We start from the raw sequence: 12,307 nt of genomic DNA, 5'->3' as shown, positions 1-12,307 counted from the left end.
TTTTTTGTCAACTACTTTTTCCAATTTTTTTCAAATTTTTTTAAATTTTTTCGACTTTTTTAAATTTGACTATTTCAGCCCAATATCAAACTCTTTAAACACAATACGTAAGTCCCTTAATACTCTTTGACGTCCTCGAAAACGTTCATTTCTTAAAACACGTTCTAACTCTTCTTGTTTTTCTTTACTTTGTTCCTTTCTATACCTCCGTAATGTTTCATAAAAGAGATAATAATCATCTAGCCACAGACCTCCCTCACTTATACGATGACTAATCTCACCTACTTCTTCATAGGGTTCTTTAAGCATAACGTTCCCCTTTCTAGATACAGTCTAACAGATTCGAAACATCGTTTGTGACATTTTCTCCATTCTGTTCTCTTCACCGTCTCAAATGCACAAAAAAGAGAGGACGGGCCTCTCTCGGGGTTATAATTCTGCAATTTGGTTTAGGTTTACTTCTGCTACTGTGTCATTACCAAACATAGAGATAATCATTTTCACTTTATTGTTATCAATCTCTGTAATCTTACCAGTATAGTCTGCAAAAGCACCATCAATAATACGTACAGTTTGACCAACTTCAACATCGAAATCAAATTCTTGAACAGTTTGTCCCATAGATACCAAAATGTCACGAATTTCTTGTTCCAATAATGGAGTTGGTTTTGATCTGTTCCCGTGAGATCCGACGAATCCTGTAACGTTTGGTGTATTTCGAACAACAAACCAAGCTTCATCTGTCATGACCATTTCTACAAGAACATAACCTGGAAAGCGATTTTCTTCTACTTCTTTTCTCTTTCCATTTTTTTCAACTTGCACTGTTTGTGTTGGGATTTCAACGCGTAGAATATTATCCAACATATTGTAGGTTTGTGCACGTTGTAATAGATTTTCTTTTACCTTATTTTCATAACCAGAATAAGTTTGTAAAACAAACCACCCTTTATCAAAACTATCCATGATATTTCCTTTCATAAATAGAAGATTTTTAGTGTAATTAACTCCACTAACCTTCTAAAAAATGTTAATAAATCGAATCAAACCTGAAACAATCAACTGGTCAAAAATGTAAATAATTACTACAAAGAAAGCTGTGTATTCCATGATAGAACGAAAATCTCTCCAGCTTTCCTTGCGAGTTGGCCATGTTGTGTCTTTAAGAAGTCTAAAAATATCTCCAATAAAACGCATCGCTCTCTCCTATCTCGTTTCTCTGTGTGTAGTGTACTTGCCACAATGCTTACAAAATTTATTTACTTCTAGTCGTGTAGGCTTGGGGTTTCCACTGATCTTGATTGAATAGTTTCTCGAACCACAAACCGCACAAGCTAGGCTTGCTTTTTTTAGTGCCATAACGCCTCCATCTTATCTATTATAACAAGAAAGCTAGACTTTGACAAGCATCTTAGCGGAATAGATTGACTACCGAATCCCAGATTGTTTGAGCCTTTTCTTTAATCTTGGCATCCGAGATAGCCCGACTAGCCTCATCTACTAGACTTTGCGCACGTCCTCGAATATCAGACAAATTATCATCTGTCTGGCTATTATCATTGGTTTGTACTTGTCTTTTTGTGTTAGCTGGTGCGATTCCATTTTTCTTATATGCATTTTCAACTGTAAAGGTACTTCCTGGGGTATAAGGTAAAATGGTATTTGCAATATTTCTGAAGACATGAGCTGCACCGTTTGAAGTAGATCCTGCTAGATAGTGATTTTCATCAGTGGTCGGAAAACCAAGCCAGTGACTAATCACTACATCTGGAGTATAACCAATTACCCACTGGTCACTTGTGTATTCTGGATTGAAAACTGCTTCGGTTGTACCAGTTTTCCCTGCCATGACATAGTCTGCAGGCGATGAACTAATTCCCGTTCCGTTGGTGAATGTACCCAACATCATACTGGTCATCTTGTCAGCTACAGACTTATCAATCACCCGTTTTTGTGAATTTTTATGGCTTGCAATAACTTGTCCACTAGCATTTTCAATTCTACTAATAAAATGAGCTTCCGGCATTAACCCTTCATTTGCAAAAGCAGCATATGCTTGAGCCATTTGAAGAGGGTTGGTTTCAACACCGCTTCCCAAGGCGACGCCAAGAACACGATCGACCTTTTCCATGTTGAGTCCGAATTTTTCGCCTGCTTCAAAAGCCTTGTCAACGCCCAAATCATTAACAGTGGCAACAGCAGGTAGATTAAGCGATTCTGCCAAGGCTTGATACATAGGAACTTCTCGACTCGTTTTGATTCCTGCATAGTTATCAACCTTATAGCTATCGTACTGCATGGTATGGTTATCCAACTGCTTATTCAAAGCCCAGCCTGCTTCAACTGCTGGCGTATAAACAACTAAAGGCTTAATTGTAGAACCAGGACTACGTTTTGATTGAGTTGCATAGTTGAAATTACGGAATCCAGTTTTATCATTGTCAGCAACTTGACCGACAACTCCACGAACTCCCCCTGTTTTCGGTTCGAGAGCGACACTTCCTGATTGAGCAAATGTTCCATCCTCTGCCCTCGGAAATAGAGCTTTATTTTCATAGACAACCTGCATATTTGCTTGATAGTTTTGGTCCAGCTCTGTGTAAATGCGGTAGCCATTATTTACGATTTCTTCCTCTGTTAGATTATACTTAGAAACGGCTTCGTTAACCACCGCATCAAAGTAAGAAGGATAGCGGTAATCTGAAATTTTTCCTTCATACTTATCGTGCAATTGCGAAGTCATATCAACTCCCGTAGCTTCGGTTTCTTGGCTTTTATCAATATAACCCGCTGCAACCATATTTTGCAAAACAGTATCGCGACGATTAGTAGAATCTTCTACAGAATTCAAAGGATTATACAATTCCGGCCCTTTGAGCATACCTGCCAGAGTCGCAGCTTGATCCAAACTCACTTCTGATGCAGAAACTCCAAAGTATTTCTTACTCGCGTCTTCGACACCCCACACACCATTTCCAAAATAGGCGTTGTTTAGGTACATAGTTAGAATCTGATCCTTGCTATATTTTTTTGTTAATTCTAAAGCTAGGAAAAATTCTTTCGCTTTTCTCTCAACTGTTTGATCCTGCGATAGATAGGCGTTTTTAGCCAGCTGTTGGGTAATAGTAGAACCACCACCTGAACGACCAGCAGTGACAATAGCCAAGAAGAAACGACCATAGTTAATCCCGTCATTTTTATAGAAAGAACGGTCTTCTGTCGCAATAACAGCATTTTGCAAATTTTTACTGATGTCAGTCAGTTCAACGTAGGTTCCCTTTTGACCAGACAAGGCACCTGCCTCTTTTTCTTCACGGTCAAAAATGAGGGTTCGAGTTTTCAAGGCATTTTGCAAATCATTGACATTGGTTGATTTGGCTACAGCAAACAAATAGGTTCCGACTAGCAAGCCTGCACTCAAACCTAGTATAACAACGATTTTCGTTAGATGATAGCGGCGCCAGAATTTTCGAATTGGACCTACTTGGGCTAATTTTTTCCTATCACTGCGAGAACGGCGCAAGCTAGTAGAACCAGAATCCTCCGATTCACTTGTTTCTTTTTTAAAAAGAGAAAGAAATTTCTCAAATAATTTATCTAATTTCATGCGTTTATTTTATCATCTTCATCATAGGAAGACAAGAATTTAGCTATTTCCTATCCAAATAAGGCTTTTTTTGTTACAATATCTGTATGCAATTCAAATTTACATTACCAGCCTCTTTACCTCAAATGACGGTGAAGCAATTACTAGAAGAGCAACTCCTCATCCCTAGAAAAATCCGGCATTTTTTGAGAACCAAGAAACATATTTTGATTAATCAGCGAGAAGTTCATTGGAACGAGGTGGTGAAACCTGGCGATGTTTGCCAATTGACTTTTGACAAGGAAGATTATCCCAAAAAAGAAATTCCTTGGGGAAACCCAGACTTAGTTCAGGAAGTTTATCAAGACCAACACTTGATTATTGTCAACAAACCCGAGGGGATGAAAACCCACGGTAACCAACCAAACGAAATTGCTCTTCTTAACCATGTCAGTGCCTACATTGGCCAAACCTGTTATGTTGTCCATCGTCTGGACATGGAAACCAGTGGCTTAGTCCTCTTTGCCAAAAATCCTTTTATCCTACCCATTCTCAACCGCTTATTGGAGAAAAAAGAGATTTCTAGAGAATATTGGGCACTAGTTAACGGAAATACCAACCAGAAAGAACTTATCTTCAAAGACAAAATTGGACGTGATCGTCATGATCGCAGAAAACGAGTAGTTGATACAAAAAATGGGCAATCTGCTGAAACACATGTAAGCAGATTAAAGCAATTCCCAAACAAGACCTCCTTGGTTCGTTGCAAACTAAAGACAGGTCGAACCCATCAGATTCGTGTGCACCTTTCTCATCATAATCTTCCTATCCTGGGTGATCCTCTCTATAATAGTAAATCAAAGACAAGTCGTCTTATGCTTCATGCCTTTCGACTATCCTTTACCCATCCGCTTACTTTAGAGAAATTAAGCTTCACTACCCTTTCAGATACTTTTGAAAAAGAATTAAAAAAGAATGGATGATTGTTGTGTCATCCATTTTTTCCATATAAGAAAAGCAAGACCAAGAGGTCTTGCTTTTTATCGACTCATGAATTATTTAGCGATTTTTGCGAAGTATTCAAGAGTACGAACAAGTTGTGCAGTGTATGACATTTCGTTGTCGTACCATGATACAACTTTAACCAATTGTTTACCGTCAACGTCAAGAACTTTAGTTTGAGTTGCGTCAAACAATGAACCGTAAGACATACCTACGATATCTGAAGATACGATTGGATCTTCTGTGTAACCGTATGATTCGTTTGAAGCTGCTTTCATAGCTGCGTTCACTTCATCAACAGTAACGTTCTTTTCAAGAACTGCTACCAATTCAGTAACTGATCCAGTTGGAGTTGGAACGCGTTGTGCAGATCCGTCAAGTTTACCGTTCAATTCTGGGATTACAAGACCGATAGCTTTTGCAGCACCAGTTGAGTTAGGAACGATGTTTGCAGCACCAGCGCGAGCACGGCGAAGGTCACCACCACGGTGTGGTCCGTCAAGGATCATTTGGTCACCAGTGTAAGCGTGGATAGTAGTCATCAATCCTTCAACAACACCAAAGTTGTCTTGAAGAGCTTTAGCCATTGGAGCCAAGCAGTTTGTAGTACATGAAGCACCTGAGATAACTGTTTCAGTACCGTCAAGAACGTCGTGGTTAGTGTTGAATACAACTGTTTTAACGTCGTTTCCACCAGGAGCAGTGATAACAACTTTTTTAGCTCCACCTTTAAGGTGTTTTTCAGCTGCTTCTTTCTTAGCAAAGAAACCAGTAGCTTCAAGAACGATTTCTACACCGTCAGTAGCCCAGTCGATTTGTTCTGGATCACGTTCAGCAGAAACTTTAACGAATTTACCGTTAACTTCGAATCCACCTTCTTTAACTTCAACAGTACCGTCGAAACGACCTTGAGTTGTGTCGTATTTCAACAAGTGTGCAAGCATAACTGGGTCTGTAAGGTCGTTGATGCGTGTAACTTCAACACCTTCTACGTTTTGGATACGACGGAAAGCAAGACGACCGATACGTCCGAAACCGTTAATACCAACTTTAACTACCATTAGTGATTTCCTCCTTATGAAAATCATGAAATTTTTATTGTGAAAAGAGTAACTTGAATCACTACAAATCACCTTTCAACAAACCTATTATATAACTATTTGAGTTGAATTGCAAGTACGGGCGTTGTTTTTTGTCTATACTCCACTTATTTTTCTTTCTCCTTTGAAAGCCTATACTACTGTCTTTCTTTGTCTACCTAGTCATTTACCGGTTTCCTTTTAAAATGAAAAGTGAAAATAGAAAAGCTAAAAATTATTTTCAATCTTCCAATTTTACAAAAAAGAGACAGGAAATTCCTGCCTCTAGGCTGATAACAATTATTTACGACGTCCTGGTCTTTCTTTGTAGCCATAGTAAGAATCTTCGATGATTTCTTGCATATGGTCAACCATTGGAAGGCGTGGGTTAGCTGGTGAACATTGGTCTTCGTAAGCAAGGAAGGCTAATTCACGTGAATGTTCTTTCCATTCTTTTTCATCGATTCCTTGTGCTTTGAAGTTCATTTGGATACCTACGCGCTCACCAAGTTCGTAGACAGCTTTTGCATAAGATTCCACACCTTCTTCTGGAGTAGAAGCTGGAAGTCCAAGCATGCGTGCGATATCTTGATATTTTTCATCTGCACGGTAGTAGTTGTACTTAGGCCATGTTGCTGTCTTAGCTGGACGTGTACCGTTGTAGCGGATGACGTATGGAAGCAAGATAGCATTAGTACGACCGTGGATTGTGTGGAATTGCGCACCAATCTTATGGGCCATTGAGTGAGAAATACCTAGGAAGGCATTGGCAAAGGCCATACCAGCGATTGTTGAAGCGTTATGCATTTTCTCACGTGAGTGGAAGTCTGCATTCTTAACTGAGCTTTCAAGGTTTTCGAATACAAGTTTGATGGCTTGAAGTGCAAGACCATCAGTGTAGTCGCTAGCCATTTGTGATACGTAAGCTTCAGTCGCGTGAGTCAATACGTCCATACCAGTATCCGCAGCTACAAATCCTGGAACTGTCAATACCAAAGCAGGGTCTACGATTGCCACAGTTGGTGTCAATGAGTAGTCAGCGATTGGGTATTTACGGTTGTTTGCTTTATCAGAGATAACGGCAAATGGTGTTACTTCAGATCCTGTACCAGATGTTGTTGGGATTGCGATGAATTTAGTCTTCTTACCAAGCAATGGGAATTTGAAGGCGCGTTTACGGATATCCATGAATTTTTGGACAAGGTCACGGAAGTCCACTTCTGGTTGTTCGTAGAAGAGCCACATTACTTTAGCAGCATCCATTGGAGATCCACCACCAAGAGCGATGATTGTATCTGGTTTGAAGGCACGCATGATTTCAGTACCACGTTCAACTGTAGTGATATCTGGATCTGGTTCTACATCAGCAAAGATTTGGTAAACCACCTTATTGCGACGAAGGTCAAGTTGTTCAATGATACGATCAAGGAAGCCAAGCTCTACCATAGCGTGGTCAGTAACGATCATGACACGCTCAACGTCACGACATTTTTGAAGGTATTGAATTGAATCACGTTCAAAGTATGTTTTTGAAGGAAGTTTCATCCATTGCATGTTATTTCTCCGTCTTCCGACTTTTTTGATATTCAAGAGGTTAATGGCACTAACGTTATCCCCAACTGAGTTGCGTCCGTAAGAACCACATCCAAGTGTCAATGATGGCAAGAAGGCATTGTAAACGTCCCCGATACCACCGAAAGTAGAAGGTGAGTTACAGATAACACGAATAGCTTTAACAGCTTTACCAAATTCTTTAGTCAATTCTTCGTCAGCTGTGTGGATAGCTGCTGAGTGTCCAAGACCGTTAAATTCAACCATTTGACGAGCCTTAGTAATACCATCTTCACGGCTTTCAGATTTCAAAACTGCGATAACTGGTGACAATTTTTCACGAGTCAATGGCTCATTTTCACCAACTTCTTTACATTCTGCAGCAAGAATGTTTGTTCCTTCTGGAACTGTAAATCCTGCTTGTTCTGCAATCCAAGTTGCTGGTTTACCCACGATATCAGCGTTCAATTTCGCACCAGCACAGTTTTTGCTGTTTGCTTTCACGCCGAAACAGAATTCTTCAAGAAGAGCTTTTTCTTTTTTGTTTACAAAGTAAGTGTGGTAAGATTTGAACTCTGCTACAAATTCATCGTAAATTTCTTTATCAATGATAACCGCTTGCTCTGAGGCACAGACCATACCGTTATCAAATGATTTAGACATGACGATATCGTGTGCTGCTTGACGGATGTTTGCTGATTTTTCAACATAAGCTGGAACGTTTCCGGCACCTACTCCAAGAGCTGGTTTACCACATGAGTATGCAGCTTTAACCATGGCATTACCACCTGTTGCAAGGATTGTAGCAATACCTTCGTGGTTCATAAGCGCACTAGTTGCTTCCATAGATGGTTCAGTAATCCACTGTACACAGTTTTCAGGCGCTCCTGCTTTAATCGCAGCATCACGAACGATTTGAGCTGCGTGAGCTGATGATTCTTGAGCTGATGGGTGGAAGGCAAATACGATTGGATTACGTGTCTTCAATGAAATCAATGATTTGAAGATTGCTGTTGATGTTGGGTTTGTTGTAGGAGTGATACCACAAACAACACCAACTGGTTCAGCTATAAGAGTCAAACCTGTCACATCGTCTTCTTCGATAACGCCAACTGTCTTAGTGTGGCGCATGTTGTTTACTACGTGTTCACAAGCAAACAAGTTCTTCGTTGCTTTATCTTCAAATACACCACGTCCTGTTTCTTCAAAGGCATGTAAAGCCAATTCTCCATGGGCATCCAAAGCTGCTACTGACGCTTTAGCTACGATGTAGTCAACCTGCTCTTGATCCAACTTACGCATTTCTTCAAGAGCAACTAGAGCTTTTTGCACCAATCCATCGACATGCTTTTCAGCAGCGAGTTTCTTTTCCTCTGGTGTCACAGTTTTTTTATCAGCCATATTTTCCTCCATAGCTTTCAAGGATTGATATCCTTTGTTAATTTATTCACAAGTTTATTATAACGCATTATTTCAACTTTGTAAACAGTTTCATAAACATTTCACAAAGAATTTTTAGTTCCTTGTGAAATTTATTTCATTTTCTTTTCTTATCAGGTTTTATCTTTGAAGTTTGTGAAATTTATTTCAAATATTTTTTATTTCACAAACTTGCTTGGAAGAGGAGCTTGGAAAGAAAGGAGTTTGCAGGTAAGCGCTTACTTAAAGATTCTAACAATACCTCCTTTGATAAGGAGGCTTTATTTTTGTTGAAAAACGCCTTGTTTAAAAGTCCCTTCATAAACAACTTCTTGTTCTGTTGTTAGTTTTCCTTTTCCTTCAGCCTGACCGTTCACAAAATCACCTTCGTAGGTCCAGCCTTCTTTAGATTGAAAGGTACCTTTTCCGTTGAAGGCTCCATTGTTGAAACCACCAGTATATTGGTCTCCATTTTGGAAGGTAATGGTACCTTGACCATTCATTTTACCACGGACAAGACTGCCGTCGTAAACAATCGTTCCATTATCGAGTTTTAGAACACCTTTTCCGGGAATATTTAGAAAAAAGACGAGTACAGCACAAAAAACAATGGCAACTACTGCTAAAAGCTCGAAACGTGGACGAGTCAGATAGACACGATACTTTTCGTAAACATTCTTAAGATTTTCCACCTTCACTCTCCTTTTCTAAACGTTCTAACCAAGCTTGACAGCCCTCTTGAACACGTCGATAGGTTTCCTCAAAATCTCCTGTATACCAAGGATCTGGAACACTTTCAGATGCGAATGAGTAAATCTTATCTTGACAGTCTGCTGGACACATCTGACGTAAGTCAGAAACATTTGAAGCATCCATGCCGATAATATAATCAAAGGCTTCAAAATCTTCCTTGCTAATCTGAAGCGATGTTTTGCCTTTGTCATAAGGAATCTCATACTCTTGAAAAATTCCCTGAGTCCCCTTATGAATTGGATTGCCATGTTCCCAAGAGGAAGTTGCTCGACTTTGGATTTCGTAGTTATCTGTCATCGATTTCATCACAAACTCAGCCATAGGACTGCGGCAAATATTTCCCAGGCAGACAAAGACTAGTTTTTTCATCCCATTTCCTTTCTTTTATAGAAAAACGGGAGTTCGTGATCCCGTCTTATTTTTCGATTGCACCTTCTAATGAAGCTGTTTCTTTCAGCGGTAATACAGTCTTGATAGCAGCTAGTTCAAAAGTCAAGTAAACTCCATCTACATCAAGAACAATTGTTCCCTTCTCAGTATCTACTTCATCGACTGTTCCATAAAGTCCACCGATTGTAATCACTTCATAGCCTTTTTGTAGTTTATTCAAACTTTCCATACGTTTTTGTGCTTGTTTCTTTTGAGAACGTTGCGTAAAGAACATCAAACCCATCATAAGGACTAGTATGATTAAAAATGTATAATTTGGATTCATTAGTTTCTCCTTTGTCTTTTACATAGGACTACTATATCAAATTTCAGCTACTTTTACAAGATTGTACCTTGCTTTTCTAGTAAGAAAAATCAGAGCTTGCGCCCTGATTTCTAGGATTATTTCAAGTTTTGAACAACTTTTACAAGATTTTCTACAGTAAAGCCATATTCTGCCAATACTTTTGGTGCTGGGGCAGAGGCTCCGAAGGTATCAATACCAAGAACGGCACCATCTAGTCCAACATATTTGTACCAGTTTTGACTTGCACCCATTTCAACTGCAACACGACGGCGAACTGCATTTGGTAGAATTTCTTCTTTGTAAGCTGCATCTTGTTTATCAAAGACATCTGTCGATGGCATACTAACTACGCGGACTTTTCCGCCTTGACTAGCCAATTCTTTGGCTGCTGAGACAGCTAGATTGACCTCTGAACCTGTCGCAATCAAGATTGTATCAAAGTCTGCTGCATTTTCATAGACAACATAAGCACCTTTAGCAACCTTGTCGAAGTCTGTTCCCTCTTCAACAGTCAAGTTCTGACGTGTCAAAACAAGGGCAGTTGGTGTTTTCTCACTTGTCACTGCAAGATACCAAGCTGCTTGCGTTTCACGCGCATCTGCTGGACGGAAAACATTTAGATTTGGCATAGCACGAAGACCTGCTAAGTGCTCAACTGGTTCGTGCGTTGGGCCATCTTCCCCAACCGCAATAGAATCGTGGGTAAAGACATAAGTCACAGGAAGTCCTTGCAAGGCTGACAAGCGGACAGCTGCCTTCACATAGTCAGAGAAGACGAAGAAAGTTCCACCGTATACACGAAGTCCACCATGAAGAGCCATCCCGTTCAAGATCGTTCCCATTGCAAATTCGCGGACACCAAACTGAATGTTACGGTTCAAGCGATTGGTATCGTCTTGAAGTCCGTCAGTCTTGATATAAGTCATGTTTGAGTGAGCTAGGTCAGCTGATCCACCCAAGAAAGTTGGCAACTTAGCTGCCACAACGTTCAAAGCATCCTGACTCGAGTTACGAGTTGCTTGAGAAAAGCCGTTTTCTAAGGTTGGGAAGTCTGCTGGAGTCACTTTAACTGGATCGCGTCCATCAATGATAGCTTCGACTTCTGCAGCCAATTCTGGGTGAGCTTCTTTATAATCAGCAACTAGCTTTGTCCAAGTTTGATAAGCTGATGCACCACGGTCTGCAACATGTTCTTTGAAATCAGCATATACTTGTTCTGGGATTTCAAATGGTTCGTAGTCCCAACCAAGGGCTTGACGAGTTGCTGCAGTTTCATCTGCTCCAAGAGGAGCACCGTGTACAGCATTCGTTCCTTGTTTGTTTGGAGAACCGTATCCAATGACAGTCTTCACTTCAATCAAAGATGGTTTACCTGAAGCTTTAGCTGTTTCGATAGCAGCATGGATGGCTTCCAAGTCTGTTCCATCTTCAACCAAGGCTGTATGCCAACCATAGGCATTGTAACGGTCACGAACACTTTCTGTAAAGGAATCCTTTGTCTCACCATCCAAGTTGATGTCATTTGAATCATAAAGAACAACCAACTTGTCTAGTTTTTGCAAGCCTGCGTATGAAGCTGCCTCACTTGAGACACCTTCCATCAAATCTCCGTCTCCACAAATAACGTAAGTATAGTGGTCAAAGATATTGTAGCCTTCGCGGTTATATTTAGCTGCCAAAAAACGTTCTGCTTGGGCAAAACCAGTAGCAGTTGAAATCCCTTGCCCTAGAGGACCTGTTGTAGCATCAATTCCTGCTGTATGGCCAAATTCTGGGTGACCAGGTGTTTTTGAACCCCATTGACGGAAGTTCTTAATCTCATCCATGCTGACATCTTCAAAACCAGAAAGGTGAAGAAGGGCATAAAGAAGCATTGAACCATGTCCTGCTGAAAGAATAAAGCGGTCACGGTTGATCCAGTTTGGTTGAGCTGGATTGATACGAAGTTGTTTTGTAAAGAGGCTGTAAGCCATCGGAGCTGCTCCCATAACCACACCTGGGTGACCTGAGTTGGCTTTATTAATGGCGTCAATACCTAGGAAACGAATTGCATTAACAGATAGATTTGACATAGAATTTCCTTTCTATTTGAGGTGATTATTGAATCACACATTCTATTTTACTATTATATGAAAAAATACATAGAATAGCAATTAAACAATTCGACGTAAATAAGTATTC

Annotated in this window: 11 protein-coding genes and 1 pseudogene; 1 reads left to right on the top strand and 11 read right to left on the bottom strand. The window is 40.1% G+C overall.

Annotated elements, in window-relative coordinates; all coding sequences use genetic code 11:
- Positions 1 to 69: 69 nt before the first annotated feature.
- The 5 genes and pseudogenes from HT734_RS04355 to pbp2a form a co-directional block, all read right to left on the bottom strand.
- Positions 70 to 375 (bottom strand): annotated as a pseudogene (locus HT734_RS04355) (hypothetical protein); the annotation flags it as partial.
- Positions 376 to 429: 54 nt separating this feature from the next.
- Complete coding sequence (gene nusG, locus HT734_RS04350) at positions 430 to 966, bottom strand: transcription termination/antitermination protein NusG (protein WP_000376739.1); 537 nt, start codon at positions 964 to 966, stop codon at positions 430 to 432.
- A 54-nt stretch (positions 967 to 1,020) separates the two neighbouring features.
- Complete coding sequence (gene secE / locus HT734_RS04345) at positions 1,021 to 1,197, bottom strand: preprotein translocase subunit SecE (RefSeq protein ID WP_001210991.1); 177 nt, start codon at positions 1,195 to 1,197, stop codon at positions 1,021 to 1,023.
- 9 nt (positions 1,198 to 1,206) lie between these two features.
- Positions 1,207 to 1,359 carry a 50S ribosomal protein L33 gene (rpmG, locus tag HT734_RS04340; protein ID WP_001809375.1) on the bottom strand — a complete coding sequence of 51 codons (153 nt, stop codon included), beginning with the start codon at positions 1,357 to 1,359 and terminating at the stop codon, positions 1,207 to 1,209.
- A 52-nt stretch (positions 1,360 to 1,411) separates the two neighbouring features.
- Positions 1,412 to 3,607: a penicillin-binding protein PBP2A gene (gene pbp2a, locus HT734_RS04335; protein ID WP_173278627.1), complete on the bottom strand. Its 2,196-nt coding sequence runs from the start codon at positions 3,605 to 3,607 to the stop codon at positions 1,412 to 1,414.
- Between the two features lie 86 nt (positions 3,608 to 3,693).
- Between pbp2a and HT734_RS04330 the strand changes: the two genes are divergently transcribed.
- Positions 3,694 to 4,569, top strand: a complete 876-nt coding sequence (locus tag HT734_RS04330) for an RluA family pseudouridine synthase (RefSeq protein ID WP_079114901.1) — start codon at positions 3,694 to 3,696, stop codon at positions 4,567 to 4,569.
- Between the two features lie 72 nt (positions 4,570 to 4,641).
- Here the strand turns inward: HT734_RS04330 and gap are convergent, their stop codons facing one another.
- The 6 genes from gap to tkt form a co-directional block, all read right to left on the bottom strand.
- Positions 4,642 to 5,649 (bottom strand): type I glyceraldehyde-3-phosphate dehydrogenase, encoded by a 1,008-nt coding sequence (gene gap, locus HT734_RS04325; protein WP_000260685.1) that lies wholly within the window; start codon positions 5,647 to 5,649, stop codon positions 4,642 to 4,644.
- Positions 5,650 to 5,967: 318 nt separating this feature from the next.
- The gene (adhE, locus tag HT734_RS04320) at positions 5,968 to 8,619 is read right to left on the bottom strand and encodes a bifunctional acetaldehyde-CoA/alcohol dehydrogenase (protein ID WP_000763951.1); all 2,652 of its coding nucleotides are present in this window, start codon (positions 8,617 to 8,619) and stop codon (positions 5,968 to 5,970) included.
- 299 nt (positions 8,620 to 8,918) lie between these two features.
- Positions 8,919 to 9,329 (bottom strand): MORN repeat-containing protein, encoded by a 411-nt coding sequence (locus HT734_RS04315; RefSeq protein ID WP_061759621.1) that lies wholly within the window; start codon positions 9,327 to 9,329, stop codon positions 8,919 to 8,921.
- On the bottom strand, positions 9,316 to 9,759 hold the full coding sequence (locus HT734_RS04310; protein ID WP_061759620.1) for a low molecular weight protein-tyrosine-phosphatase: 444 nt from the start codon (positions 9,757 to 9,759) through the stop codon (positions 9,316 to 9,318). The genes HT734_RS04315 and HT734_RS04310 overlap by 14 nt, the downstream gene beginning before the upstream one ends.
- A 46-nt stretch (positions 9,760 to 9,805) precedes the next feature.
- Positions 9,806 to 10,105: a preprotein translocase subunit YajC gene (gene yajC / locus HT734_RS04305; RefSeq protein ID WP_061759619.1), complete on the bottom strand. Its 300-nt coding sequence runs from the start codon at positions 10,103 to 10,105 to the stop codon at positions 9,806 to 9,808.
- Between the two features lie 116 nt (positions 10,106 to 10,221).
- Positions 10,222 to 12,198 (bottom strand): transketolase, encoded by a 1,977-nt coding sequence (gene tkt, locus HT734_RS04300; protein WP_061759618.1) that lies wholly within the window; start codon positions 12,196 to 12,198, stop codon positions 10,222 to 10,224.
- Positions 12,199 to 12,307: the final 109 nt, after the last annotated feature.

This window comes from Streptococcus sp. k-90 (assembly GCF_013277565.1).
Taxonomy (GTDB): Bacteria; Bacillota; Bacilli; order Lactobacillales; family Streptococcaceae; genus Streptococcus.
The sequence above is the reverse complement of the archived record's forward strand: the minus strand, read 5'-3'. Positions and strand labels throughout refer to the sequence as shown.